The sequence below is a fragment of the Pseudomonadota bacterium genome (assembly GCA_013285445.1).
Classification (GTDB): Bacteria; Pseudomonadota; Gammaproteobacteria; order Xanthomonadales; family Wenzhouxiangellaceae; genus Wenzhouxiangella.
On sequence record CP053448.1, the window covers coordinates 3,018,203 to 3,045,107 of the forward strand.

Consider the following 26,905-nt stretch of genomic DNA (forward strand, 5'->3'; position numbering starts at 1 on the left):
AAAGAAATCAAAGATCAACGCCGAGTGCCTCGGAGTCCCTGAAGCACTCCCAGGTGAACTGATCCATATTCTCCTTCCCAATGCCCTCGAGCACGCTCTGCCATGTCAGATGCGGCGCCTCTTTGTTTAACGGACGACCCTTACCCAACGTTACAAGATGAATGGTGCCATCCAGCCCCGGCAATTCGAGATGCTTCCAAAGGCTCAGGATATCTCGCTGGGTCTGGACCTGATCGTAACCATCTCGATTCGATCCGCCGCCAGATTCGACTTTTGCCTCGATCAGCAGCCCCCTCCGACCCTCGAGCACCAGAATATCCGGCTTGGCATTAAAGGCCCACCGCAGGCGCATGAGGCGTTTGGCGCAGGGCTTGGACAGCGGAAATTCATCCAGACCCTTCATTGACCAGCGGGCTGGACTCCAAAGCTTTGGCTCGTGGCTACTCTTTCCTCCTTCGGTCCACAACGGACTTCCCGGGGATTTCTCCAGCAGCTCAAAGGGAATGAGCGCACAACCCTTTGCGCCGCCCAAGTCCAGTGTGTTTGCCCAATCCACGGCTTTGCGTAGAAATCTGAGCCTCTTCTCCTCGACGTCCGGGTTCTTGGAGTTAGGGTTGCCCAAGTGGCGCCAGAAATCCCGTAACGCGGCGACTTCAACGTATAAGGCAAGATCGGGCGAGGCCGAGAACAGGCTGGGAATCTCTTGATTCTCCTCGACTACCTTTGCGAAGCCCTGGCGCGCGCCATCGTTTGCAAGCAGGCAGTGTGACAGGAGCATGCAAAAAAAACGCTCCTCGCGATTCACCATGGCGTAAGTCAGGCGTTGGTCTGTCATCTCTACCCCTCTGAATTCGGAAATTGGCGTTGCATCGAGCCTCGCCCGCAATCCAGACAATGCTGCATTGAGGCAATGAATCCGTCACAGGTTAACTGCTCTTGCGACAGCAGACGTCGCAATAAGCCCCATACTGCGGAAACGATCGTAGCCTGAAAGGGCTACCAATGTCAATCGGAGCGGATCGGCAACGGAAGCTTACAGTCGGGATCCCCATGCAGCGGCTCACAACTCCGCTTGCGAAGTTTCCGGCTTCCTGACCAAGGAGCAATGAAGTGAAGGCGAGGAACAACGAAATCCCGCGAACGGCCGGGAACCCGCGCCCCATGTATGGGGAAGTCGCTAAGTTCCTGGGCCTCCCCGGATCGCATCCACTCCCCAAGGAGGAAATGACCGAGCTTTTCTCGAAGGGGTTCCCAGGTGAGGCGCTGGATCGCGTTGCACATGCCATTGCCCCGGCAAATCCGGAACTCGTCGAGTCGCTCATAGGAGCCGCAGCGATTGGCCCCGCAAGGGAGGGTGAACGGCTGGGCACCCGAGAGAGCCACCTGGTCTATCGGCTGGCTTCCATCTGGCTCATGGCGTTTCGCGGGCTTCAGGACCAGGAAATGGCCCGAAGCTTCCTGCACTCTCCTAATCCGCTTCTCTTTGACGAGATCCCGCTCGAATTGACCCTCAAGAGCCAGGAAGGGATGAATCGAGTGATGGGACTCCTCTCGTCGTACAGCCCGTCGATGCAGCCCGTAGCCTATTGGCAGGAGTAGCTGGCGAACTGCAGAAAAAGCCGTCCTTTCGCGCCTACACCGTCAAAACCACCCGCCTCGGATCGCGATCCAGGGAGATCGATAGACCGCCGGACCCTGTAGTCACCATTGCGCGCCTGTGCTAACGTCGCAAATCCCGGTCGCCCGGCCGTCCCCCCTACTGCCAACGCCAACGCAAGCCCCAGGCCGGGCGGCCGTACCTTTCACTGGTTGCTGAGACTGTGAAGCGCGCGCCGAGCGCTCAACTCCGGACGGAACTTCCCGTCCGATGAGGTGTGACCGCTCCTGTAGCGCGGACCACCGGTTCTTGCTACGCTCACCTGGCGGCCGCCCGGCCAACCGTCTACTCGCCTGGCAGCAAACAACCGCGGCCGGGCGGCCGCTCTCTCCGCGCTGGGGCATTCGGGGACGGTGGAGTAACCTGGCACAGCGCTGACAGAATCGGGCACCCACTTCGTGGGATTTTTGGGTGTGCCGGGGTTTCAGGGCACTGCAAGGGTTCACCCGAAACCCTTGCAGCCGCCCCAACCTCATTTGGCCCTTCACCGGTTTCATGGAATTGTCTATCGCGGTCCACCAGCACATGGGAACTCCAAGGGCTATATGGATACGTCCGTTATGGCGGGGTAGACCCCCCCCCTGTTGGGGTCAGAAACAACCGCCCTCGAAAAGGTCACATCCGACTGGCAGACGTCAGGGGAGCATGGACTCGATGTCGGAAGCCGCCGTAGGATAAGCGAAGGTCGCGTACTTGAGGTCGTCAGCCGTCATGCTGCTGCGCATCGCAAAGCCGAACAGATTGATCACCTCACTGGCTTCCGGGCCGACCAGGTGGGCGCCGAGAATCTTCCCGCTGGTCTCTTCGACCAGAATCTTGTACGCATAGCACGGCTCGTTGACGCGTCGCGCGGTGAACCAGCCGGGCACGCTTTCGTGCTTAACTTTGAAGTGCAGGCCTTGCTCCTTGGCCTCGGCCTCGAGCAGGCCCACGCGGGCCAGCGACGGCAGCGTAAACACGACGCTGGGGATGCCGGTGTAGTCGACCGTCGCGTCTTTGTTCTCCAGCAGGTTATCGACCACCGCGTGGGCTTCCAATGTAGCCACGGGGGTCAGCGGCAGCGGCCCGCCGGCAGCATCGCCGGCGGCATAAATCGCGGGATTGGACGTGCTGCGAAAATGCTCGTCGAGGCTCAGCTTGCCTTTGTCGCAGGCGATGTTGGCGGCATCCAGGTCAAGCGCCTCCAAGGCCGGTCCGCGGCCGCCGCTATGAATGGCCAGGTCTGTTTCGATGGTGACTTGACCCTCGGGCCCTTCAGCTTCCACCTCAAAGCTGTCGCCAAGCTTGCGCACGGTCTTGACTTCGTGCCCCGGACGCACATCCACGCCGAGCGCGCGTGTACGCTCGACCAGCATCTCCACCAGATCCGGATCGAAACCGGCCAGCAGCTGCTTCCCTCGATTGAGAATCGTGACCTCAGCGCCGGCGCGTGCCGCGATATGGGCGAACTCGAAGCCGATATAGCCGCCGCCGACCAGCACGATGCGGCGCGGCAGGGTTTTTAGCTCCAGGAAGTCGTCGCTCAGGGCAAGGTGCGCGAAGCCTTCGATGGGCAGCCGGGCCGGTTCGGCGCCGGCGGCGATGACGATGTGTTCGGCCTTGAGCGTTTTGCCGTCCACCTCGATCGAGTTCGCGCCAGTGAACCGGGCGCGGCCGTGATAAGTATCGATGCCTTTTTTGGCATACGCCTGCTCGCGCTTGTCCGGCACCGAATCGGTGAAGGAGCGCCTGTGGCGCTGAAGTCCGGGCCAGTCGATGGAAAGCTTGCCCTTCACCGTCTCGATACCGCTCATTCGCTCGTAGCTGTCGATCACCTCGGTGGCCGCGATCAGCATCTTCTTCGGGTCGCAGCCGCGCAACGCGCAGGTGCCGCCAAACGGGCGATGGTCAGCAATCGCGACCGACCAGCCGGCCTTGCGACAGCCAAAGGCGGTGACGCTGGCGGCAGTGCCGGTGCCAATTACGATCAGGTCATACGTTTTATCGGCCATCTGTTTTCTCCTCACTTGCGTTGCCCGCAGATCTCCCCGAAGTTATTTCATCCGGCACAACAGGAAAGCTCTTTGACGTCCCTGGTAAATGTCTGTGCCGTTAGCTTCAACCCCTCGACCATCGTGAGGTACGGAAACAGCTGATCGGCAAGCTCCTTGACCGTCATTTTCTGGTGTATGGCAAGCGAGGCGGACTGAATCAGCTCTCCTGCATTGGTTGCCACGGCTTGCACACCGATCAGACGGCTCGAGCCGACCTCGGCCACCATTTTGATGAATCCACGGGTATCAAAGTTGACCAGGGCCCGGGGCACGTTCTGAAGATCCAGTGTTCGGGTGTCGACCTCAATGCCCTTGAGTTTTGCTTGGGCCTCGGACAAGCCGGCTGTGGCCACCTGGGGCTCGGTGAACACTACCGCCGGCATGGCGCGCAAATCGAGCGTCGCCGCTCCGCCGGTCATGTTGACGGCTGCCCGGGTCCCCGCCGCCGCGGCCACGTAGACAAACTGCGGCTGGTTGGTGCAGTCACCAACGGCATAGATGCCAGGGGCGCTGGTTCGCATGTAGTCATCGACAATCACTGCGCCGTTCCTTCCGGTCTCCACGCCGATGGTGTCGAGCCCGAGCGCGTTTGTATTGGGCGCCCGGCCAGTGGCAACCAACAGGCGGTCGGTCTTGAGCGTGCCCCGCTTGGTCGCAAGATGAAATTCATCGCCGATATGATCGACTTGGCTGGCCTCGGTGTATTCCAGCACCTCGATGCCTTCCTCCCGAAAGACTTTGGTCAGGTGTTCCCCGATGGCCGGGTCTTCTCTAAAAAGCGGTGTGTTGCGGGCCAGAATCGTCACCTCGCTGCCCAGACGCGCAAAAGCCTGGGCCAACTCGACGGCTACAACCGACGAACCGATCACGGCCAGGCGCTTCGGGATCGTATCGCTCTCCAGGGCCTCGGTGGAGGTCCAGTAAGGCGTGTCCGCCAGGCCCTGAATGGGCGGGATTGCGGGGCGGGCGCCGGTCGCAATCAGGCAACGATCAAACGTCAGGCGCTGATGGGCGCCGGATTCAGTTTCAATATCCAGTGTGTCTCCGTCGACAAAGCGCGCCTGGCCACGGATCAGGGTGACCGCCTCGTGGGCGTCCAGAATGGACTGGTACTTGGATTGGCGCAGCTCTTCCACCCGTGCCTGCTGCTGGGCGACAAGCGTCTTGCGATTGAATTGTGGTGGAGTGGCGGAGATGCCGTCATCGAAGGGACTGCTTGATCGTACGTGGGCTACATGCGCGGCCTGGATCATGATTTTGGACGGCACGCAGCCTACGTTGACGCAGGTCCCGCCGAGGGTGCCGCGCTCGATCATGGTCACCCGGGCGCCCTCCTCCGCGGCCCGAATGGCTGCGGCAAACGCGCCGCTGCCACTGCCCACAATGGCGACATGCAGCCTGTCGTCCGACGGGGATGGGGTATCGCTATCGCAACACTCCGTCTTGTTCGTGTCATTCATTGCTTTTGCTCTTGAGCGTGGCACTGAACCCCGAATTCTCGACCGCAGCGATCAGCATGTCGACATCGGTGCGCGCCGGGTCGAACACCGCGCGTGCCTGTTTGGTTTCGAAATCCACTTCAGCCTCGTATACGCCGTCGACGCCGCGCAGCGAGCGCCGGACCGTGATCGGGCACGTCGGGCAGGTCATGTCCGGCACCGACAGCACCACTTCGCGCCGCTCAGTCGCGTCTTCGGCAGCGGATGCATGCGCATCCGGCTCGTCACTGCAGCCGGCAAGCAGAAACAAGCCAAGAACTAGCGTGGCCACGATCGCCAGGCGATCGCCAATTGGATTAAATGTCATGAACATGGCTTCATATCTCCTTCGATACGGTTTGAATGCGTTTAGTTGAGGATGGCGCCAAGCAAGTAGGGGGCAACCGCCGACAGCGCGAGCAGGCCGGCAATGACCCAGAACAGCACCCGATAGACTCGCTTTACCGTGGGCACGGCACAGGCCTCGCCATCGGCGCACTCGGTCTGCGGCCGATATAACCGTCGCCAGGCAAAAAACAGGGCGACTGCCGCTGCACCGATAAATAGCCAGCGATAGGGATAGAGCGCGTGCAGGTTGGCCAGCCAGGCCCCACCCAGGCCCAGGGTGACGAGGACAAAGGGGAGGATGCAGCAGGCCGAGGCGACCGCCGCGCCCAGCCCACCCAAGGCTAGAAGTCCCTTGTCGCCGCCGCTGGAACCGGATTCAGCCGAATCGGACTCAATGGAAGTGTCAATGGAGTCTCTCATTTTCTTAAAACTCCTTTAGGTCAATGTTAGTGACGAGCATAGACCCGTACCTTGGTACAGAATCAAGACCTTTCCTCAGCGTAATCGGGATCGTGTTCGGCAGCAGCTTGGGTGCCAGTGGTAATGTATATCCGTACCGAACTACGGGGTTTGGAGCTCCTATGGGCGATAAGACCAAGCAACTCACGATCGGCGCGCTTGCTCAGGAAACCGGGGTCGGCGTCGAAACCGTTCGCTATTACCAGCGCCGCGGTCTGCTTCGCGAACCTGAACGCCCATATGGCCGTATCCGCCGTTATGGGCCGACCGACGTAGCGCGGCTCCACTTCATACGGACAGCAAAGGAACTGGGATTCAGTCTGGATGAGGTCGCAGAATTGTTGCGACTCGATGACGGCACGGACTGTGACGAGGCACGTGGGCTAGCCGAGAAAAAGCTCGCTGACGTGCGGAAAAAAATCGTCGTGCTGGGAAGCATAGAGCGTGTTCTGACTGAACTGGTTAGTGAATGCCAACAGCAGGAAGGTAGCATTCATTGCCCACTGATCGTGTCGTTACGCGAACGGTCAGCGGGGATCGTGCGGACGCAACCATAATAAAGCCGTATCGGCGACTCTCCCTTCCCAGAACCTGACATTCGGAAGGAACTTTGACACGCTATCGGTGCTCCAAAAATAGGCCGGCAATCGGCATCTGTTTTCCGCATGTTAAGCTCTACGCGATGCAGCAAGCGATCTGCAAATTATTGGCCTTGAGCGTGCTCCTCGCCGGACTCGGCTGGAGCATGGACGGCCATGCCGTGTCCGCCGAGCCGCATGAGGAAGGTTCGAGCCTGATCGAGCACGGCGATCAGCAGGGCGGTCAACAGGGCGGTGAGTTCTGTGACCACCACTGCCACGCCAGCTCTCACCTGGTGGCCGTACCTGTTCTACCCAACTTGCTGCCCCCGAGAAAGCGCACTGCCTCGCTTGAAGGCATCATTCAATTACCGACCTCCAGCGGTCGAGACTCCCCCTTCAGACCCCCTATTTCCTGAGTTCCGCGTCAAACCTCTTGCGATGACCGCCTGCCCAGGGCCGTCATTGATCGCAACTGTACGCTGAACAACAGGGAATCGAATCAATGCAATCTGCAAACCGTGCCCGCTCGAGCGGGCGTGGAGTGATAGCCGCAATAGTCGCGGCCGTCGCTCTCGTGGCGCCGCTGTGGGTCGCGGCCCAATCTGAACAGCCGCCTTCTGCAAAGACACTGACCCTCGACGAGGCCGTTTCCACGGCCGTGCAACGCAATCTCGAGCTGCATGCCGCTCGGCAGGAAATCCTGTCCGCACGGGCCCGGCTTGAGCACGCCAGTCGATGGGTGCCTTCCAACCCCGAAATCTCGGTCCAGCAACGCCGGCGCAACCCGCCCGGTCCGGGCAGAACCAGCACGGATTTCGGGGTCGAGATCTCCCAGGAATTGTGGATCGGCGGCCAGCGAGGTCTCAATCGCAGTGCCCGCCAATCGGAAGTCGAGAGCGCGCGGGCAATGATCCAGTTTTTGGAACTCACCGTCGCCGCGCGAACCCGCCGAGCCTTTCTCGACCTGCTCGTGGCGCGCGAATCCGTGGAAACCGCGCAGCGCGCGGTGGCCGTCACCGAGGAAATCCAGCAGGCCACTCAGTCGCGAAAGGAAGCGGGAGAGGCCAATCGCATCGAGGTCAATTCCGCCTCGATCGGCGTCGGCCGCGCAAAGTCAGCCCTGGCCGAAGCGCGGGCGAACGAGAACGCCGCTCGCGCGCGCTTGCGCGAGCTGATGGCCGACGAGGTGCCGGAAGAAGTAGAGGTCTCGGGCAACTTCAACCTGCGGGCACTGGACCTGCCGCCCCGAAGTCAGCTGCTCAATCGCGTCGTGGCCCATCGCGGCGATCTGGCGGCGGCCGCTGCCGATATTGCTGCTGCCGAGAGTGATTTGGCCCTGTCTCGTCGCCAGTTGATCCCCAACCTGACCGTCTTCGGTTTCTACGAGCAGGAAGAACAGGAGGACATCACGGGGGTGGGTGTATCGATGCCGCTGCCGGTACTGCATCGCTACGGCGGCGAGCGCAAGGAGGCGCAGGCCAATCTCAGGAAGGCCCAGATCGAGCGCGATGCCCTACTGCTGGAAGTCCGAGTCGGACTCGAGCGCGCCATCGCCGACTACCGGGTCGCCAAGACCCGGATCGAGGCCGTGTCGGGGCAGGTACTGGCCTCGGCCGAGGACAACGTTCGCCTGACGTATGAGGCCTTTCGCGCCGGCGAGGTCGGCATCACGGCCGTTTCATCGGCGCAGGAATCCCTGCTGCAGGCTCGCCGCGCCTACCTCGAGGCCCGACGGGCCTTCATTCAGGCAGCTTCCGATCTCGAACGCACCAGTGGAGGCCTGCTGGTTGTTCACGGCCGTCCTGCTGAGCCGGCGCCGAGTTCGGAACCCGAAACCAATCAGAAGGAATCCTGATCATGAACCGATTGAATATTCTGTTGGGCCTCGTTCTCGTCGCAGTCCTGGTCGGCTGCGGCACGGACGAAGCGAGCCACGAAACCAACCACAACGCCGACAACTCATCGACCGCCCAATCCGCCGACAACCACGACGATCACGGCGGGGAAGAAGCCGGCCATGAGGGTGAGGAAGCAGGACACGAGGGCGAAGACGCACACGACGAGAGTGAGCAAACTCGTACCCTGGAGCTCACTGCTGCCCAGGAGCGACGCCTGTCGATCCAGATCGAGGACGCCACTTCGGGCTCTGCAAGCGACACAGTCTCTGCACCGGCGACCTTAACCTACGACAAGGACCGAATTGCACGGGTCGGCCCCCGCTTGGAGGCCAAAGTCGTGCGCGTCATTGCCGACCTCGGAGATCGTGTCGAGGCCGGCGACCCGCTGGTTGAACTCGACAGCGTAGCGCTGGGCAAGGCCAAGGCGCGGCACCTTACTACAAAGGCTCGACTCGATACGGTTCGCGCGCAGTACGAGCGAGAGCACGAACTCAACGAGAAGGAGATCACCAGCGACGCTGAGCTCCAGGAGGCGCGCGCGCTGCTGGCCGAGGCTCGGGCCGAGCACGACTCCGCTGACGAGGAACTGCGCCTCTACGGCCTGTCGCCGCAGGAGATCGACTCAGTCGAGCCCGACGCCGACGTGCCCTTTTCCCGCTACATCCTGACCAGCCCCATCAACGGGACCGTCCAGCACCGCGACGTGGTGCCGGGGCAAACCGTCGGCGCCAACGAAACGCCCGTGACGATCGTCGACACCTCGACCCTGTGGCTGATGATTGAAGCGAGCGAGTCGGACGCCGGGCTTCTCCAAGCTGGGCAGTCGGTCGATCTGGTGGTGCGCAGCCTGCCGACTACGCGCTTTTCCGGCGAACTGGACTGGATTTCCAGCAGCCTGGACCGCGAATCGCGCACGCTGACCGCACGCGCCGGCATCAACAATCCGGACGGGGTGCTGCGCGACGGCATGTTCGGCACGGCCCGAGTCCAGATCGGCGAGGCCGCCAATCGCACGCTGGTGCCGCTCGACGCGGTACAGGAGCTCGAAGGCCAGGACATCGTGTTCGTACCGGGTGAAGAAACCGGTCATTTCCGGGCTGTTCCCGTCACCTTGGGAGCGGAAAACGACCGCGTCGTCGAAATTCTCGCGGGTCTCGCGCCCGGGGACTCCGTGGTGGTCTCCGGTGCCTTCGACCTGAAGTCGGCGCTGACCGCCGCCACCCGCAGCGCGGCCCACTCGCACTAGGAGAGATTCATGATCGATGCAATGATTCGAACGGCGCTCTCCAATCGGCTGCTGGTGTTGGTCTTCGCCGCGGCGTTGTTGATTGCCGGGATATTCGCCTTCCGCAGCGTCCCGATCGATTCCTTCCCGGACGTCACCCCCACCATGGTGCAGGTCTTTACCGCCAGCCCCGGGTTGTCACCGGAGGATGTGGAAACCCAGATCAGCTATCCGATCTCGATTGCCATGTACGGCCTGCCGGGCCTCGAGCGCGTTCAGAGCACGTCCATCTTCGGGCTGTCGCGCGTCAATATCTATTTCAAGGACGGCACGGATATCTACTTTGCCCGCCGCCTGGTCAACGAGCGCCTGGCCCAGGCGCGCCAGGAAATTCCCGAGGGCATGGGCAATCCGCAACTCGGCCCGCTGACGACCGGCCTGGGCCGCGTATTCATGTACACGGTCGAGAATGCAGAAGGCGCCGACTATACGCCGACCGAACTGCGCGAGGCCCAGGACTGGATCGTGAAGCCGCAGCTCCGCACCGTTCCCGGTGTCACCGGCGTCCTGTCGATCGGCGGCTTCGAGAAGCAGTACCAGGTCAACCTCGACCCGCAGGCACTGGCGGCCCGCAACCTGACCGTGGGGGATATCCGTGCCGCCCTGGCCGCTAACAACCGGAACGTGGGGGCTTCCTTCATCCAGCGCAGCGGCGAGGAGTACATCGTCCGCGGCTACGGCTGGATCGATTCCGGCGAGAAGGGGCTCGAGGATCTGCGCAGCATCATGATCAGCGAACAAGGAGGCACCCCCGTCTATCTCGGCGACATTGCCGATGTGGAATTCGGGCCGGCCATCCGTCGCGGGACCTTGATGAAGAATGGCGAAGAAGCCGTCGGCGGCTTCGTTCTCAAGCTGATCGGAACCAATACCCAGGATCTGCTCACGGCCATCGAAACCAAGGTTGCGACCATCAACGACGCCCTGCCCGAGGGCATGCGCATGGAGCCGTATTACTCGCAGGCTGAGCTGGTCGGCAAAGCCGTGGGCACGGTCGAGAAGGCCTTGCTCGAGGCGGCCGTGCTGGTGCTCGCCCTGCTATGGCTGTTCCTGGGCAACATACGATCGACCCTGATCGTGATCGTCAGCCTGCCCTTGTCGGCGCTGGTGGCCTTTATCGCCATGAGATACGTCGGCATGTCGGCCAACCTGATGAGTCTGGGAGGGCTGGCCATCGGCATCGGCATCATGGTCGACGGTTCAGTCGTAATGATCGAAAACATCTTCCGGCACATGGAAGAGCGACAGGAAGAGGACATCTCACTTCCACGTCTGGTCGGTGAGGCTGCACGGGAGGTTGCCAAACCAATCGCTTTCGCCATCGCCATCATCATCATCGTCTTCCTTCCGCTGTTCACGCTCGAGGGCGTGGAAGGCAAGATGTTCTCGCCGATGGCCTATACCATCAGCTTCGCGCTGGCCGGCTCCCTGCTAATCGCCCTGGTACTGGTCCCGGTCCTGACGACGCTGTTGTTCAAGAAGGGCAGCGTGCACGGCGAGCCTCGCCTGGTCGGCTGGCTACGCAAAGGCTATCGGCCGCTGCTGGATGGCGTACTGGCGTATCCCAAGCGCACCGTGGCAGTAGCCCTGGTGCTGTTCGCCGGCGGGCTGGCGCTGTTCCCGATGCTGGGTACGGAATTCGTCCCGACCCTGAGGGAAGGCACCTTCCTGGTGCGATCGACCCTTCCGCCCGGCGCCAATCTCGACACCGCAAACGAGTATGCCGGCCGGGTCGCCAACGTCATACGTGAATATCCGGAAGTTACCGGCGTGTATGCACGCGTCGGCCGTGCAGAGGTCGGCGGCGATCCCGAACCCGTCAACGTGGTCGCCTCGCTGGTTGCGCTCAAATCGCTCGACGAATGGAAAAGCGGGCGCGACTACGAGGAGTTACAGACGGCCATGGCCGAGCGCCTGTCCGAAGAGGTGCCGGGCCTGGCCAACAACTTCTCGCAGCCGATCCAGCTTCGCACGGACGAGTTGCTGTCCGGGATCATGGCCGAAGTGGTCATCAGCATCTACGGCGAGGATCTCGACGAGCTGGCCCGAATCGGCGAAGAAGTAACCGCCATTGCCCGGGAGGTACAGGGCTCGGCCGACGTGCGGATGCAGCAGCAAGGCGGCAAACCGCAGATTGTCGTGCGGCCCGACCGGCAAGCGTTGGCGCGCCACGGCATCTCACTCGACGAAGTGCTCGGCGTGGTCGAGACCGGTATCGGCGGCGCAAAGGCCGGCCAGGTCTTCGAAGGCATTCGCCGGTTCGATATTTTCGTGCGCATGGAGGAGCCGGCGCGCGCCAGCGTGGATGATATCCGAAGCCTCAATTTCCGCACCTCGGCCGGGGCCCTCATCCCGCTGTCGCAGATTGCCGATATCGAGGTCTACCGCGGGCCCAAGAAGATCTCGCGCTCGAAGGCCAGTCGCCGACTGTTCGTGCAGCTCAACGTGCGCGGCCGCGACATGGGTAGCGTGGTCAACGACATCCGGCAGCGTATTTCCGAGGAAGTGGAGATGCCGGCCGGCTACTTCGTCGAGTACGGCGGCCAGTTTGAGAACCAGGAGCGCGCCATGGCCCGGCTCTACCTCGTCGTGCCCATCACGCTTGGACTTATCTTCCTGCTACTGTTCATGGCCTTTTCGAGCATGCGCTATGCCGCGCTGATTTTCCTCAACGTGCCCTTCGCGGTCACCGGCGGCATCTTTTCGCTGTGGATCTCCGGACAGTACCTGTCGGTGCCCGGCGCGGTGGGGTTCATCGCTGTGTTCGGTGTGGCCGTACTCAACGGTGTGGTCATGGTGTCCTACATCAATGAACTACGCGAACGCGGTCGCTCGCTGGAAGAAGCCGTGCGTCTGGGTGCCGAACGCCGCCTCAGGCCCGTACTCATGACCGCATCAGTGGCCATTCTGGGCCTGGTGCCCCTGCTGCTGGCGAACGGCATCGGTGCCAATGTCCAGCGCCCCCTGGCAACCGTGGTTGTCGGCGGTCTGGTTACATCGACAGCGCTGACGCTATTGGTGCTGCCGGCGGTTTATCGCTGGTTTGCCGAACCTCGCCGAGAAGTTGATTTTAGTTAACGGAGGAGTGAACTCATGCTCGAAATAAAAGCCTATATCCGCCCCGCATTAGTCGATCACGTCATCGATGCGCTGGGCAGGGTTGGCGGGCACCACGGTATCGCCGTGGTGCCCGTCCAGGAGTACGGCCACGCTACTGACGACGGTAACGGTCTCGTGAGAACCGAAATGGTCAAGCTCGAAATCAACGCTGAAGCCGATCGCGTCGACGACATCGTGGATCGCATTCTGTCCAGCGCCAGAAGCGGCGAGGGGCACCCCGGCGACGGGATCGTGACGGTAAGCGATCTGTCGACGGCCCGACGAATCGAGGACGGCCGAGCGATTGATTGACCCGTGAAATGTCCAGCACCCCCGGCTCGAACTTCGAGCTGGGTGCGCTGGTGTCCATCGAACCGGATGACCTGAAACACAGGAGATGCATCGATGCACGACCACAGTCACGATCACGGCGCCAGCTCCAGACGGATTGGACTGGTCTTTTTCCTCAACCTGGGCTTTACCGTCATCGAATTTGTGGGCGGTCTGCTGACCAACAGCACCGCCATCATGGCCGATGCAGTGCACGACCTGGGGGACAGTTTGTCCCTCGGCAGCGCCTGGTTGCTGGATCGGCAAGGACGAAAGTCCGCCAATAGTGAGTTCACTTACGGTTACCGCCGGTTGACGCTTTTCGGCGCATTCGTCAATAGTGTGGTGTTAATCGGTGGTTCGCTGTGGGTCCTGAGCGAAGCCATCCCTCGACTCACCGACCCGGTCATGCCAGTCACGGAGGGTATGTTTGCACTGGCCATCCTTGGGGTTACAGTCAACGGGGTCGCGGCTTATCGAATGAGCAAAGGCAGCACCCTGAACGAGAAAGTTCTAAACTGGCATTTGCTCGAGGACGTTCTGGGATGGGTGGCCGTACTGGTGGTTTCCGTCGTACTGCAGTTCGCCGACTGGCCCATCCTCGACCCATTGCTGTCGATTGGCTTCACCCTTTTCATTCTTGTCAACGTGATCCGCAATCTATGGGCTACCGGCAAGCTATTTCTCCAGGCGGCTCCCGACCGTGCACTTCATGAGCGAATCCGGCAAACACTTCTCGAAACGGATGGCGTCTGCGGAGTTCATCACCAACACCTGTGGTCCCTCGATGGCGAGCATCATGTGCTGACGGCCCACATTGTGGTGGATATCGATTTCAACGCAGAGCAGTACGGCACCGTCAAGGAATCAATAGGTGAGGCGCTTCTACCATTTGAGCTGACACATACGACAATTGAAATCGAAATGTCTCAGGAACCTTGCCGGGATGAGACCGAGGATTGGACTTCCCCTACTTCTTAGACACCTCAGACTTTCACGATGAGGTCAGTTGGAACGCCTTGAGTCTTTCGAATTTCGCGATTTCATGCAGTTGGCCCGCTTGCCACGGCCACTGACAGCTTTCCACGGCGAACTGCACGGACAAGTCGCCCCCGGCTGTTGATCAGCCCTCGGGCTAGTGCTGCAGTCCAGATTCAACGGGTGCAAACGGGCACCAGAGACGATCAACCGGGCACCCGCTGCGCGGGATTTCCGGTGTGCCAAGGCTCGAGCGCTGTGCAAGGGAACAACCTAAACCCATGCAAAGCGCCCCTCGATGAACGGTAATGAGGGTCGCCACCCCCCGCCGTAACTTTGTGTTTAATAGGGGTAGAGCACCCTTAGTATTGCAGAAGCGCGACACTGGAACTCGCCACGCATTTCGTCACTAAAGCGGTGAGAAACGACCACACGCGCTACGGTGGCGCCAAAGGCGAGGCTTTCATCTCCCAACAGTCTGTTTATAGGAGCGTCTCGGGGCAGGCCCGCCTCTCAACACAGTACTAGTTGTACTTCGCTACTCGATGAGCGAACTACAGCGACCCTCATTGGCGATTAGGCTCCGCCCGTCTATTCGGTTTTGCCGCGCCATACTCACTGATCAGGCACTCTATATAAGAATTTCCGAAGTGATTCGGACCTTGTCGGATGACGAATCATCCTAAGTGCTTTCTGGACCACCTCGACGTCAACACTTTCTTCAGGGTCAGGGTCCTCAAAGAAAAAGCCCATGATGGCCTCCCGCTTATCTTCCGAAAGCTTTGCTAGAACGCTTGCAACGGCTATTTGTACTTTTGAATTGTACTCTTTCGATGAGTCTCTAAACTGCGGGCGATCTAGTCCCTTGTCGCCAAAAATGCCAGAAAATAATCTCGAGCAGCCTGCAATATCGATTCGCGTGAGCACACTCATCACCTCTGACGTTAGTGCTTCGGGGCGTTGCAACTCCTCGTGCGATGAAGCCAACTGATTTTCTTTCTTCGCACTTCCAACGACCTTCTTCCCTTTGTCTTGGTCCTTAGAGGTCAATTCTGAAAGCAAGTTTACCCCAGTGTTGCATAAATTCCGGCAGGTTTCCGGCCTAAGCGGCGTCTTTCAGAACATCGAGAATATGCAACATGTCCTCTTTGACGGCTGCATTGGCGCTCATTGACAGCACAAGCCTGCCCTGGGGACGGATCAGGCGACCGGCACGTTGAACAAACTGCCTCCTGACCGTGTTGATGTTCATGAACTTCCAAAGACTGGCACGCTTGGAGTTGGTTTGTCGGTGAGGTGCTTGGATGCGCATTTGCAACTCACGGGTCAGGTTGTGGGCCAGCAGTGCTGCGAGCATGTAGGTTTGATTGCCGGTCCAGGTCCGGGTCGGTACATAGCCCAGGGCGTTTTCCGATTTCAATTCACCAAAGATGCCCTCCTGGGATCCCCGGCCGTTGTGGAAATCGATCAGGCGGGGAACCGAAAGCGATTTGTTGCTGATGACCACCTTGAAATCGCATCCGGTCTTGAAAGGCTGGAACAAATCCAGCTGGACCGGTTCCTTGGACTGGATTTTGACCTCATTGCAAATCACCACAAAGCGATGGCGCCGCTGCCAGGATTTCGGCTTCCATTGGAGCTCGAAGTACTGCATGCCTGCACTACCGTGATACCACAGCTGCCGATTCTCGACGATCTCCTTGAGCGCTGGCAGTCGGGTGAACGGGACCGAGATGCTGTAGTCGACACCCAGTTGGTCGAGCAGGCTGACAATCTGGTCACTGAAGAACGCCCCGTCCAGGCGGGTCTCGATGCGCGCCCCCGGCAAGGCCTGCCGGATATGGCCTACACAGCCGCGAATAAAGGCCGCGGCGCCATTGGAGTCGTGGACATTGCCAGAGCGATGAAGGACATCGAGCACCTGTCCGGTCTGGGCCACCGTGCAGAACAACGGGTAGTAGCTGCGCTGGCCTTTCTTCTTACGATTGAACCCAACCGCGGTGCCCTCGGCAAATCGGCCGGTCGACAGTACCGAGCCATCGAAGTCCAGCGTCACGGTGGTCAATTGCAGGTCCAACAGGCGATCCAGCACCAGGTCAGTGAGCAGTTTCTGCAACTTGTTCACTGACTGGCGATCGGTACCGGCCAGGACGCGACTGACGGTGGCCACATCTGGCGTGCGTTTGAGACCGACAGTTCGCTGGACAATTGGGTCGCCGGCATGAAACCGCATCTCACGCAGATGACGAAAGCCCAGAACGAAATGCACAATCAACAGCAACACAATGCGGCCATGGCCGAAGATCGATCCCACTTCCTGGTGCCGGAAGCACAAACGCAGACTTTCACGTAGATCGATGAGGTTGAACAGTTGCTGAAAAAGCAGCAATCCGGAAAACGAAGTGAGCTGCTGGTCCTCGAACTTCAGCGTGGGAAGATGATGGGTTTTCTGAACGGTATCAGCTTTGCTATACTTCATCTCAAGCGGCCCTCCGTGTGCGTTTTTTGGTAATGGTTTTGTCACCACCAATTATATCGCAACGGTCTGGCCGCTTCTTATTTTCAAGGGGTTATGCACGCTGATTCGGGCCTGAAATTCAGCGTCGCGTAACCTCACCAACGGTGAGTTTTGGCGACACCTATAAAAACGCTGTCAAATGCCCACGGTCATTGACTTTGAGCGCCTCAAAGTCCGGAATTTATGCAACAGTAGGGTTTAAATAGAACCCATCATCACTGATCGCTCTCTTTCCTTCGGGAGGCAAGAGCCGCTTTCCTAGCTCTTGAAGTCGGGCTATGGCACCAACCAAGACGAGATTATGCGTCCTGGACGGTTCGCTGTCTGGTTGATGTTGATGATTATTGCGATAGACCAAAATCAGCGAACAGATGGAAAATATTTCGTCCCAAGCCGCAGCTGCCTCGCGATCTATCGATCTAAGCGGACGAACATACTGGCGAGGTCGAAGCAGTAAGGGTCGACCGTCAGCTGAAACAAACCTTGCCACGATCAATCGGTTCAGACTCTCACCCAAATCTCCGGCTGGGACCTTATCGAGCTCACTCAGCATGAAGTGTAGATCTTCAGGACTCTCAGCAAGCCGGTGCTCGATAAGCGTATGGAGTAAAAGCCGGAACAGATGATCGCAGAGCTCTGAGAGATGCTCACGACTCGACTGCTGAAAAATCACGTCAGCGGAATTAGATTCCATGCATACATCCTCAAAATGGCGTTATTTCAAGCTTACTACCGTAAGTCGGCATAGGGCTAGGGGTGCTCTGAAGCGTCCGGGGTGGAAAAGGCATGTTCTGGCAAGTCATGGCTAAGATCCAGAGCGAGGCATTGGCTAGCCACCCAGCTAGCCCTTCATATTGGCACCCACATTAAGACAGATCGGCACGGAGTGGCCTGCTGACCCTTTGTCAGGGCCCACGGAATTTTTTGCAAGGGTCTACCAACAACCCTTGCGCAAGGGTCACTAGCAGGCTCCGCCCTGCAGCTGATCAAATTCGGCCCGCGGATTTCGAATAATTGCGGGACAATTCACTTCACAGCTTTCTGGATGTGAAAGGTAGCCAATTCCTTTAAATTAAAGGAGCTATTACCTTTTAATGTGTTCTCTAGCTCCGAATGCCTTTGAAACCAACTGTCATCAAGGGGATAAAACGTCTTAACATACTCTGTGCCTACTTCTATCACCGCTCTAGCCTTGCGGTCCCTAAATTCGGTCAAAAGCACGTTATACAAATCTTTGCCAACACGTTCCGTTTTTTGCAACCTGATGGTTTTGGCGGGCTCGTAGAAGACACTGTCTCTTTCAGGGTTTCTCTTACGTTCACCACCCTTTGCAAAGTACCAGTATTCCTTGACCTTTTTTTCCTGGTTGGCGATGCCATACCGGATGGCAAGAGATTCATTTCCATGCCTTCCAATCTCATAGGTGTACGGGGTTTCCTGTTGGTCAGCGTCTCTATGCTCCTCCTTCTTTCGTAAGCGCCTACGAACCGACACTCTTCTCAACGACGCATAGATCACTATGCTGATTCCATCGATTTTCAGGATGGAGCAAGCAAGTGAGCAGACGTTACCTCAAAGCCGATCAGTGGCGAGAGCTGATCGCGCAGCAGGCTGCCGGCGCAGAGTCGGTGGCTGAGTTCTGTCAGCGCCATGGCCTGACACCGAAGTCCTTCTACCGGCGCCGCAAGGCGCTGCGCGAGGCGGATACGCATCAGGGCCTGGTCGCGGTCGCGCCGCCGATGCCGTCTCAGCTCACCGGCCAGATAGCGGTGTCGTGGCGCGGTGTCGCGCTGGAGCTTCCAAGCTCGGCTTGTCCGGCCTGGGTCGCCCAACTGATGCGGGAGCTGGCCGATGCGTCTGTTTCGTGACCTGCCCAAGGTTTACCTGCACCGCGACGTGGTGGACTTTCGCAAGTCCATTGACGGCCTGGCGGCCATCGTCGAGCAGCAGATGGCCCTGGATCCGTTCGCCGATGCGCTGTACGTGTTCTGCAACCGCCACCGCGACCGGCTCAAGGTGCTCTACTGGGACCAGACCGGCTTTTGCCTCTGGTACAAGCGCCTGGAGAAGGCGAAGTTCCAGTGGCCGCGCAAGCATGCCGACGGCGTGATCCGCTGGGGCGAGCGTGAGTTCAACTGGCTGCTCGAGGGTTTTGATGTGATGCGCATGCAGGGCCATCAACAACTGCACTTTTCGGCCACTAATTCGTTGATTGGTGGTGCTTCATGCTATTGATTATGCTATACTTTCTGCATGTCGTCGGCCGTCAACAAAGCCTCTGTTGCAGATCCCTCAACGGCCGATCAGATCGCCGCTCTCCAGGCGCAGCTGGCCAGCCAGCAGGCAACCCTCGAGGCGCGCGAAGCGCGCATTCATCAGCTCGAAGAGATCATCCGCACTTTCCAGCGCAAGACCTTTGCCGGCACCAGCGAGCAGGCCAGTGCAGATCAGCTGGGCCTGTTCAACGAAGCCGAGGAGATCGCGGCAAGCGAGCCCCCCGAGGTCGCTGTCAAGCCGCACTCTCGCCAGCGTCGGGGCCGGCCGGCCCTGCCGCCGGAGCTGCCGCGCGAGGAAGTCATTCACGACCTGCCCGAGGCCGACAAGGTCTGTCCGCACGATGGTGCGGTTCTGGAGCGCATCGGCGAGGAGACCTCCGAGCAGCTCGATATCATTCCGGCGAGCGTCAAGGTCATCCGCCACGTCCGGCTGAAGTACGCCTGCCCCTGCTGCGAAGGGCATGTGGCCACCGCCACCAAGCCCGCCCAGCCGCTGGGCAAGTCGATGGCCGCACCGGGCCTGCTGGCCTACATCGCCACGGCCAAGTACGTCGACGCCCTGCCGCTGTACCGACAGATTCAGCAGTTCGCGCGGCTGGGCGTCGAGCTCGACCGCACCACCCTGGCCAACTGGATGATCCGCTGCGGCAAGCTGGTCCAGCCCCTGATCAATCGTCTGACCGAGCAGATCCTCGAAGCCCCGGTCATCGGCATGGACGAGACCACCGTCCAGGTCCTCGACGAACCCGGCAAGCCGGCACGAAGCAACAGCTACATGTGGGTCATGGGATCTGGCCCACCAGGGCAGCGGCTGCGGGTCTATCACTACGAAGCCAGTCGTGCCGGCGATGTGCCCGTGGCGCGCCTGGAAGGCTTCTCCGGTGCCCTGATGGCCGACGCCTATTCCGGCTATGGCGCGGCCTGTCGAGACCATGGCATCACCCGTCTGGGCTGCTGGGCCCATGCCCGGCGCAAGTTCTTCGATGCCGCCAAGCTCCAGCCAAAGGGCAAGATCGGACGCCCGGATCAGGCCCTGGCGCTGATCGGCAAGCTCTACCGGATCGAGCGCGAAGCCCAGGCGCTGAACCCGACCGAGCGCCACCGCTTGCGCCAGGACAAGTCACAGCCCGTCATCGACCAGCTGAACGCCTGGTTGACCACGACACTGCCGCGTGTCGCCCCAAAGACCAAGCTGGGCGAAGCGCTTCAGTACCTGCACAACCAATGGCCAGCGCTGGTGCGCTACCTCGACGATGGCCGCTACCCGATCGACAACAACGCCATCGAAAACGCCATCCGGCCGTTCGCCATCGGCCGCAAGAACTGGCTGTTCTCCAAGTCACCAGCGGGCGCTCGCGCCAGCGCCAACCTCTACAGCCTGATCGAAACCGCCAAGGGCCACGCCATCGAGCCCTATGCCTACCTGCGTCAGGTTTTTCAAGAGCTGCCACTGGCCGAAACCATCGACGATATTGACGCATTACTGCCGGGCAACGTCAAGGGTGGGGATTTGTAGGCGCTTACCTTCTTTCTTCGCGCGTACTCTCTCTGCTCGATTAATGCACGAACTTCACGTTCTTTTCGCTTCGCCCGAGCAGACGCCTTAGCTTTGTTACGGGCGACTTGAGCACGATGCCTGGCCTCTTCCCTTTCCTTTCGCTTCGCTTTTTGGGCTTTCTCTCTAGCCTTGCGTTCCAAATACTCTCGCTTCGCATTAGGGTTTACCGCATGATACACACGAAGTCCGAGCCAATAGCATGACCAAAAAATTAAGAATAGTGCCGCGCCGGGTAAAACTACATATTTAGCTAATAAAAAAAGAATCCCAAAGATCCACTTAAGACCTTCAACTAGAATGGCAACAGCCAGAACTGCGAGGATGATAAACCCTGCTGCAGAGTCGGTACCTTTATTGCTCATACGCCCGCCCAGTAACTTTCAAATCTAGTTGCCTACCTGCTGCAATAGTGCCTAAATCATTATCCGTGGCGCATCATGCTCCAACATTAAAAGCATCTAGCATGCAGGTGAGAGGCTTAGGGCTTGGCTGAGCTCCAACCACTCCTGCGCATGCCTTTGCGCTTCAGCAACCTGTGCCGGAATCATCTTTTGGGAGACCGTACATCGATTCTCGGCCGCGTTTTGATGGCCTTGTGACGCAGACAGATTGAACCATTTGTGCGCTTGTATGTAATCTCGAAGGACGTCCCGCCTAACCCAATATATAGGTCCGAGCAATCTTGCCCCGTTGCGTCGCCTTCTTCAGCAGCTCGTCGAGACCACTTCACGGCTTCGATTCTGTCTTTGGAAGTTCTCCCCGCACTCTCATATAGAGATCCTAGCTCGACCTGGGCCGAGGCATGCCCTTGTTCGGCGGTCCGCCGATGATAATTCCCCGCTTCGACATAGTCTTGCTCTACTCCCCGACTGTGGAGGCACGAGCGGGCAAGCTGGTATTGACGTTCCCGATGGCCCTGCTCGGCGGCCCTTTGATGCCAGTTATCTGCCTCGGCATGATCTTGCGCCACGCCGTAGTCTGCCTGGCACCAACTCTGACGGAATACTATTTCGAACTTTCAGTCAGATTGCAACCGTAAACCAATACCGACTAAGGTCTGATTCTTCCGGTGGCCGATTGATCAGGCCTTGGTCATCAGGCGGTAGAGCGTTTCTAGCGCTGACCGCTTTTCGTCGAAGTAGGTGTGGTGATCGTAGTGGCGGGCCTGGATTCCGTCTAAACCGTGACTCTGGAGGTGTCCGCGGACGATTGCCGTCACAGCTGTAGCGGCCAACTGCGTCTCAATCGTGCGGCGAATTGCGGCGAAATTGATTCCTCCTCGGGCCATTCCCTCATCCTCAAGGCCCTTGGCAACGGACTGGAGGTGACGATACAAGGTAGCGTGGTGCGGTGCTGCCTCGCCACTCCTGAGTTTAAGGAGATACGACCCACCGACTGGGACTTCCTCCAGAGCGCGGCGGGCAGGTTCAATGATCGGCACCAGGTGCGGACGAGGGACGGCCCGACGGCCCTTTCGGTCGTAGAGCATCACGCCACCTTCGACTAGGTCCTCTCGGCCGGCGCGTAGCAGTTGGGTAACCCGCTGTCCGCCCGTAAGCATGTAGAAGCGCAGTATGGCCCCCGCAGGGGTTCGTAGGCCTTGTAGGGCATCCCAAAGCTGACGGAGCTCGCTGATCGTCAGAACTCGGTCTGGCGTCTTCCGACTGAGCGATATTGGCGCGATCAGCGCTACGGGATTGTGGTTGAGGTCAAATCCGCGCATCAATGGGGACTGGGCGCATAGGTCAGCCCTGAGAGCCCGATTGAACGCTGCACTCAGGCTAAATCGGAGCTTCGTAGCTGTCCCAAGGTTTTGCTCCGCGACTAGCGGGTCAAGGACACTGACGAGCTGCTGAGCGGTGATGGATCCAGCGGATTGCTCCCACAACCGCGGGTGAGGGTCGCGCACGTGCCTGCGCAGGAGTGCCCGGGTACTTCCATGGCTACTCTTGCCTTCCTGAGCGAGAGTTTCGCAGTACGCCGACAGCAACCCGCCCAGTGTCTTTTGATGGGCGGGCCCATGGCGCCCAGCGGCTGAAGCTTCCCAGGCACGCTGCCTTGCCTCGTCGAGGGTGAGGCGCCCCTGGCCCTTCGCGACGCCGAGGGGGATGCGTGCACTGCCTCCGCCAATGCGGAGGTAATACCGTCCTCCGGTCCTTGTCCCGCGCACCTGTAATGAACCATGACCGTAGCCGAGATTCTCGGACAGCCACTGGCCCGGCTGGATGCGGTTTACCGTGCGTTGGCTGAGGCTTCTGGGAGCGGTGTTCTTGTTCATGGCGCGGGAACTTTGCGGATCTAGCCCCAGAGTCCTACGGGCTGGTCACTCCGCAAGGGCTTCGCGTCGCGTGGATCGGGACAACCTCGGCCGAGCGTCCGATATTGGGCCCAACGCGAGAAATTGAGCCCGAAGCCCGTCGCGTCAGCGTTTGCTCACGATGGATGCGAGCAGGCCGACGCCAGGCGTCAAAGTATTCCAGAATGCGCTGGACGAGCCGGCGATAGAGGCGAACCCAGTCCACCATGCTGGCCGGAAGTTCTCCGGAGTGCCCCAGCACCTGGCGGATCAGCGGAACCAGAATCCGTTGCCCCTGCGCAGTGGGCCGGGCCGTGGCCAGCCACGGGTCAACATCGAGCAATTCCCAGAACTCGCAGCTCAGAAATGCCCGGTAGCGGGTCTCCCGCCGAGTCAGCGGGCCATGGGCCAGCCGGGCGGCAAAGATACCCTCAGAAATCTCAAACCTTCGATTCGGGTGCATGACAGTCTCCTGGATTTAGTTGTTAGTGGTCAGATGTGGGACCGGGAGGCTCGGCCCCGGGCTTGCCGTTTCAGGCTCACCCGGGGCTGGTAGTGCGCAACTCATTCCTCCTCTGAGTTGTCAGCGGCCTCCTCCAGATCGTCGCTTTCGAGGCGCCAGCTGATGCTCTGCACGGGCTTTTGCCGCTTGGGCTTGAGCTTCGCAAAGGGATTGCGGATGACCATCGCATTCGGGCGGTCGCTCTGGATGCCCCGGATGATGATCAGGAAGTAGTTCTCGCCCTCGAGCTGGGCCCGCTCCCACTGGCGGTTGGTCAGGCTGACCGCTCCGCCTTTGGAGAGGCTCTTGAGCTCAACGCGCCAGGGCCCCTCCTGTTTCGGCTTGAGCTTGAAGTCATACCCAGACCGGCGCTCTCGGCAGTCCACCAGGGGAACCCCACGAAACTCCGGGTACACGGACTGGTAGTTGTTCAGAAACCACTGCTCGGCCGCTTCTCCGGTTTCCAGGCGCTTTCGGGCCGTATCCGGGTCGGGCTTCTTCCGGCTGGCTGCTCCGTTGCCGCCCTCCCCGCCGGATTCATCGTCATCGGGATCCAGCATCAGCGCAGGGCGCTCGCACTCGAAGATGACCTGCGGGGCGAAGTTGACGTTGAGATCGGCCCAGAGATCGTCCAGCGGCCGCTCCTTTGGGGCGCGGGGCAGCGCCACGCGCCACTGATCCGGATCCTCGAGCCACAGGTCGACGAGAACCCGGGCGCGGCCATAGAGCGCGGTTGCGGCCCGCTCCGGGTCATTGCTGCGGTTGGCCAGCCGGATGCAGTCGATCAGGCAGGCCGACAGATCCGAATACGGCTTACGGCCGTTGTTGGGCTTGCGGCAGCCGAGAAACCCGAACACCCGGTTCCACAAATCCCGGCTTTCGGGTGCCTGGGCGATGGTGACCACCGTGGCAGCAAGCACGGCCGGATGGCGAAATTCCAGCGGCGGGTGGGGCTGAGCCACCCACGCCAGCGCTTCCTCAAGGGCGTCTGCGCTCGGCGGGGTCTCTTCCAGGGTTGCGGCCCACTGGGCCAGCTGCAAGACCTGCTCGTAATCGGGTTCGTGGACGACCTGGGGCATTTGCAGCTCGACCCAGTGGTCCCGGGTCACCCGGGGCGGGCGAAAGCCCGTCAGTGAGTGTCGCTCGTTGCAGAGCGTGCGGACTTCGGCAATCAGCTCGGCTGCATCCGGCACCGGTGGCAGGAACTGGTAGCGCAGATCCGGGTTGCCGTGGTGTGTCCAGGCCCGCGCCATCGCCAGTGCGGCCTGAAAGAGGAACATCTGGTAGTACTGGCTGCGGGTCAGACGCCGGTCGTTCTGGTGGCGCTCGACCAGGTCACGCAGGAATCCCGGTGCGTCCGAGCCGATCTCGTCTCGGTATACCTCATGCTGCGCGAATCGGCGCCACAGCTCCTGCGTCTGGGGGCACAGCTTTAGGCTGATCAGCGCCGCGCCCAGCACCCCGGAGGAAAACCACTTGGGGTGAATGTTGAAGTCATCGAGCTGCCGAATTTCGCGCTCGTAGATGCCGAACGCCCAGTCGGGGTCGACGAACTGCTCACCGCGCAGCATGTGGCGCGGAAGGCCGCGCACGGCGAAGTCGAACGTGCGCTTGAGGTTGCCGCCCCTGAAGGCCTTGGAGCGGAAGTCGATGTCGCGGAATTCACTCATGGCGCGTCCTCCCGGCAAAGTCGATGATGTTGTTCGCGGGGTTGTGCGAGGCCGGCTTCCTGGCACGGATGCCGACCCGCTCGGCCTGCCGGCGGTCCAGCGGGCCAAACAGGCGGCTGCTCACCGGCTCGGGAACCGGCTGCATTTCAACCATGCCGCCGGCCAGACCGGCGTCGAACATCTGCTCGAACAGGTCGCCCTCGATCAGGTTGACCAGGTCTTCCGGGCCCTGGATGCGATAGCGCTCGATGGCCTCGCGCGCCCAGGCGACCAGCGCCTCGTAGTTGTCGCGGGTGTCGGGCTGGCCCAGGGCCAGGCACATGGCCTGCCCGGGCCTAATCTGGAAGCGGTGCCAGAGGTAGTCCGCAAGCGCCTGCGGACGGAGACGGGGAATGGACTCGTTCATCAGTCGTCCTCCTGGTTGTTGTCGTTGTAGTTGAGTGCGCCGGCCTGGGAGGCCAGCAGGCGCGCCATCGCCGAGCCGTCCTGACGGGTCAGGTTGGGCACGTAACGGCTGTAAACCCGAAAGAGCATTTCGGTGGTGGTGTGGCCCAGCACCCGGGCAATCCACTCTGGTGCTTCACCGGCGCCGAGCATCAGCGTCGCGGCCGTGTGGCGGGTCTGGTAGGGCCGACGGTACTTGAGGCCGAGTTCGGCCAGCAGAGGCGCCCAGACGCGCTTGGTGAAGTTCTGGTTGTCGATCGGCGAGCCGCGGCGGGTACAGAACACCCAGTCCACGCCCTTGGGCACGCGCCGGCGCTGGTCGAGCAGCGCGTCACGTACCGGCGGGAGCATCGGCACATCCCGGGCGGAGTCGTAGGTCTTGGTGTCGCTCTGCAGCCGCCCGCGTACCAGGGTGTCGCGGACCAGGATCACGTTGTTGTCGAAATCGATCCGGTCCCAGCGCAGGGCGTTGGCCTCACCGGTCCGGAGTCCCGTCCAGAAGCGCACGGCCAGGTAGTTGCGATAGTCCGACCGCACGGTCTGGAGAATCCGGTTGACCTCCTCGAGCGTGAATGGGTGGATATCCGGCTTTTTCTGCTTGAGCGGCTTAATGCCCTGGAACGAGCGCCGGAACTCGTAGCGGTCGGCCGCCTCATTCAGGATCTGCCGGGCAAACCCCATGATCTTGTTGATCCGGGTGTTGCTCAGCGGCTTGCCGCGCACACTGACCGTCTTGCTCAAATCCGCCCGGAACGCCAGCAGCTCGGCGCGCGTGATCGAGCCGACCGTCCGGTTGCCGAACCTCGGCAGCAAGTACTGGTTCAGGGTGCCGATCACCGTTTCCTCGTAGGAGCGGCGCCAGGCGGGGCGGTTCTCGTCGACCCAGGTTTCGGCGAAGGCTCGGAAGCGGGGGGTGTGGTCTACTCCCCCTGCCCCGGCACGGCCAGCAGCCGATCCTCCGCCAGCTTCCAGCCCCACGAAACGGTCGGCGAGCTTGCTGCCCGGAAAGGTGCTTCCGTAATTGAAGGTTCCGAGGGCAATCTCACGCTCAATCCTATCCAGCAGCTTCTGGACGGATCGCCGGTTCGCGGGCTTGTCGGAAAGCGCCGTGTACTCTCGGCACCGAACGCCGTGGTAGGTGAAATCCAGGTACAAACGGCCAGTTTCAGGGCGGACGCGCACCTTACCCATGGCTGGCCACCCGGCCCTTGGCCATCGGAATGACCGGGGCGCGAGACTGCGAAAAGTCTGCCATGTCTCGCTCGATCGCGTCCCACAGCCAAAGGATCTTCCGGCGTCCGAAGGGTCGGATGTAGTGAACGCCCTCTTTCATCACCTCATCCTTCAGACGCGTCAGGATGGTGCGGGGCTCGTACTGAATTCGCTCAGCGAGCTGCTCAGTCGTCAGATACTCAGTAGTCATCGACTTCTCCAGGTTGTGAGTGGTAAGCTGGAGCAGGTCGTTTTGCTTTCTTGCGGGTTAAAATGACCTGCT

Annotated in this window: 27 protein-coding genes; 10 read left to right on the top strand and 17 right to left on the bottom strand. The window is 60.5% G+C overall.

Annotated features, from left to right (window positions below):
* Window positions 1–7: 7 nt before the first annotated feature.
* Entirely contained in the window at window positions 8–835 is an 828-nt protein-coding gene (locus tag HND55_13475; GenBank protein ID QKK03582.1) for a hypothetical protein, read from the bottom strand.
* A 389-nt stretch (window positions 836–1,224) separates the two neighbouring features.
* Between HND55_13475 and HND55_13480 the strand changes: the two genes are divergently transcribed.
* Window positions 1,225–1,599 carry a DUF2384 domain-containing protein gene (locus HND55_13480; GenBank protein QKK03583.1) on the top strand — a complete coding sequence of 125 codons (375 nt, stop codon included), beginning with the start codon at window positions 1,225–1,227 and terminating at the stop codon, window positions 1,597–1,599.
* A gap of 693 nt (window positions 1,600–2,292) precedes the next feature.
* Here HND55_13480 and HND55_13485 read toward each other — a convergent pair.
* From HND55_13485 to HND55_13500, 4 genes are read right to left on the bottom strand one after another with little or no spacing between them, the layout of a single operon-like run.
* Window positions 2,293–3,648: an NAD(P)/FAD-dependent oxidoreductase gene (locus HND55_13485; protein ID QKK03584.1), complete on the bottom strand. Its 1,356-nt coding sequence runs from the start codon at window positions 3,646–3,648 to the stop codon at window positions 2,293–2,295.
* 47 nt (window positions 3,649–3,695) lie between these two features.
* A complete protein-coding gene (gene merA / locus HND55_13490) occupies window positions 3,696–5,150 on the bottom strand; it encodes a mercury(II) reductase (protein QKK03585.1) in 1,455 nt (484 codons plus the stop codon).
* Entirely contained in the window at window positions 5,143–5,496 is a 354-nt protein-coding gene (locus HND55_13495; protein ID QKK04114.1) for a hypothetical protein, read from the bottom strand. Before HND55_13495 ends, merA begins: the two co-directional genes overlap by 8 nt.
* A 41-nt stretch (window positions 5,497–5,537) precedes the next feature.
* Window positions 5,538–5,936 carry a mercuric transport protein gene (locus HND55_13500; protein QKK03586.1) on the bottom strand — a complete coding sequence of 133 codons (399 nt, stop codon included), beginning with the start codon at window positions 5,934–5,936 and terminating at the stop codon, window positions 5,538–5,540.
* A 161-nt stretch (window positions 5,937–6,097) separates the two neighbouring features.
* On the opposite strand from HND55_13500, the gene merR reads away from it, so the two are divergent.
* Window positions 6,098–6,532 (top strand): Hg(II)-responsive transcriptional regulator, encoded by a 435-nt coding sequence (merR, locus tag HND55_13505; protein QKK03587.1) that lies wholly within the window; start codon window positions 6,098–6,100, stop codon window positions 6,530–6,532.
* A 146-nt stretch (window positions 6,533–6,678) separates the two neighbouring features.
* Here merR and HND55_13510 read toward each other — a convergent pair whose 3' ends face one another.
* Window positions 6,679–6,834, bottom strand: coding sequence for a hypothetical protein (locus HND55_13510; protein ID QKK03588.1), 156 nt, complete (start codon window positions 6,832–6,834; stop codon window positions 6,679–6,681).
* 224 nt (window positions 6,835–7,058) lie between these two features.
* On the opposite strand from HND55_13510, the gene HND55_13515 reads away from it, so the two are divergent.
* The 5 genes from HND55_13515 (at window position 7,059) to HND55_13535 (ending at window position 14,149) form a co-directional block, all read left to right on the top strand.
* The gene (locus HND55_13515; protein ID QKK03589.1) at window positions 7,059–8,411 is read left to right on the top strand and encodes a TolC family protein; all 1,353 of its coding nucleotides are present in this window, start codon (window positions 7,059–7,061) and stop codon (window positions 8,409–8,411) included.
* 2 nt (window positions 8,412–8,413) lie between these two features.
* Window positions 8,414–9,700 carry an efflux RND transporter periplasmic adaptor subunit gene (locus tag HND55_13520; protein ID QKK03590.1) on the top strand — a complete coding sequence of 429 codons (1,287 nt, stop codon included), beginning with the start codon at window positions 8,414–8,416 and terminating at the stop codon, window positions 9,698–9,700.
* Between the two features lie 9 nt (window positions 9,701–9,709).
* Window positions 9,710–12,817 carry an efflux RND transporter permease subunit gene (locus tag HND55_13525; GenBank protein QKK03591.1) on the top strand — a complete coding sequence of 1,036 codons (3,108 nt, stop codon included), beginning with the start codon at window positions 9,710–9,712 and terminating at the stop codon, window positions 12,815–12,817.
* A gap of 15 nt (window positions 12,818–12,832) precedes the next feature.
* Window positions 12,833–13,150: a P-II family nitrogen regulator gene (locus tag HND55_13530; protein QKK03592.1), complete on the top strand. Its 318-nt coding sequence runs from the start codon at window positions 12,833–12,835 to the stop codon at window positions 13,148–13,150.
* Between the two features lie 93 nt (window positions 13,151–13,243).
* Window positions 13,244–14,149 (top strand): cation transporter, encoded by a 906-nt coding sequence (locus tag HND55_13535; protein ID QKK03593.1) that lies wholly within the window; start codon window positions 13,244–13,246, stop codon window positions 14,147–14,149.
* Between the two features lie 612 nt (window positions 14,150–14,761).
* Here the strand turns inward: HND55_13535 and HND55_13540 are convergent.
* The 4 genes from HND55_13540 to HND55_13555 form a co-directional block, all read right to left on the bottom strand.
* Complete coding sequence (locus HND55_13540; protein QKK03594.1) at window positions 14,762–15,208, bottom strand: hypothetical protein; 447 nt, start codon at window positions 15,206–15,208, stop codon at window positions 14,762–14,764.
* 40 nt (window positions 15,209–15,248) lie between these two features.
* Window positions 15,249–16,673 (bottom strand): IS1380 family transposase, encoded by a 1,425-nt coding sequence (locus tag HND55_13545; protein ID QKK03595.1) that lies wholly within the window; start codon window positions 16,671–16,673, stop codon window positions 15,249–15,251.
* 172 nt (window positions 16,674–16,845) lie between these two features.
* On the bottom strand, window positions 16,846–17,358 hold the full coding sequence (locus tag HND55_13550; GenBank protein QKK03596.1) for a hypothetical protein: 513 nt from the start codon (window positions 17,356–17,358) through the stop codon (window positions 16,846–16,848).
* Between the two features lie 332 nt (window positions 17,359–17,690).
* Complete coding sequence (locus tag HND55_13555; protein QKK03597.1) at window positions 17,691–18,182, bottom strand: hypothetical protein; 492 nt, start codon at window positions 18,180–18,182, stop codon at window positions 17,691–17,693.
* 38 nt (window positions 18,183–18,220) lie between these two features.
* On the opposite strand from HND55_13555, the gene HND55_13560 reads away from it, so the two are divergent.
* The 3 genes from HND55_13560 to HND55_13570 are packed head-to-tail and all read left to right on the top strand — an operon-like array spanning window position 18,221 to window position 20,456.
* Entirely contained in the window at window positions 18,221–18,532 is a 312-nt protein-coding gene (locus tag HND55_13560) for a hypothetical protein (protein ID QKK03598.1), read from the top strand.
* Window positions 18,516–18,899, top strand: a complete 384-nt coding sequence (tnpB, locus tag HND55_13565; GenBank protein QKK03599.1) for an IS66 family insertion sequence element accessory protein TnpB — start codon at window positions 18,516–18,518, stop codon at window positions 18,897–18,899. Before HND55_13560 ends, tnpB begins: the two co-directional genes overlap by 17 nt.
* Before the next feature lie 18 nt (window positions 18,900–18,917).
* Entirely contained in the window at window positions 18,918–20,456 is a 1,539-nt protein-coding gene (locus HND55_13570) for an IS66 family transposase (protein QKK03600.1), read from the top strand.
* Between the two features lie 586 nt (window positions 20,457–21,042).
* On the opposite strand, the gene HND55_13575 is transcribed toward HND55_13570, so the two are convergent.
* The 7 genes from HND55_13575 to HND55_13605 form a co-directional block, all read right to left on the bottom strand.
* Window positions 21,043–21,468, bottom strand: a complete 426-nt coding sequence (locus HND55_13575) for a sel1 repeat family protein (protein QKK03601.1) — start codon at window positions 21,466–21,468, stop codon at window positions 21,043–21,045.
* A 111-nt stretch (window positions 21,469–21,579) separates the two neighbouring features.
* Window positions 21,580–21,990: a hypothetical protein gene (locus HND55_13580; GenBank protein QKK03602.1), complete on the bottom strand. Its 411-nt coding sequence runs from the start codon at window positions 21,988–21,990 to the stop codon at window positions 21,580–21,582.
* An 820-nt stretch (window positions 21,991–22,810) separates the two neighbouring features.
* Window positions 22,811–23,257 carry a hypothetical protein gene (locus HND55_13585; protein QKK03603.1) on the bottom strand — a complete coding sequence of 149 codons (447 nt, stop codon included), beginning with the start codon at window positions 23,255–23,257 and terminating at the stop codon, window positions 22,811–22,813.
* 101 nt (window positions 23,258–23,358) lie between these two features.
* Window positions 23,359–24,966, bottom strand: a complete 1,608-nt coding sequence (locus tag HND55_13590; protein ID QKK03604.1) for a DUF3883 domain-containing protein — start codon at window positions 24,964–24,966, stop codon at window positions 23,359–23,361.
* Window positions 24,959–25,372: a hypothetical protein gene (locus HND55_13595; protein ID QKK03605.1), complete on the bottom strand. Its 414-nt coding sequence runs from the start codon at window positions 25,370–25,372 to the stop codon at window positions 24,959–24,961. Before HND55_13595 ends, HND55_13590 begins: the two co-directional genes overlap by 8 nt.
* Window positions 25,372–26,601 (bottom strand): DUF3596 domain-containing protein, encoded by a 1,230-nt coding sequence (locus HND55_13600; protein QKK03606.1) that lies wholly within the window; start codon window positions 26,599–26,601, stop codon window positions 25,372–25,374. The genes HND55_13595 and HND55_13600 overlap by 1 nt, the downstream gene beginning before the upstream one ends.
* A complete protein-coding gene (locus HND55_13605; GenBank protein QKK03607.1) occupies window positions 26,594–26,833 on the bottom strand; it encodes a hypothetical protein in 240 nt (79 codons plus the stop codon). Before HND55_13605 ends, HND55_13600 begins: the two co-directional genes overlap by 8 nt.
* Window positions 26,834–26,905 lie beyond the last annotated feature (72 nt).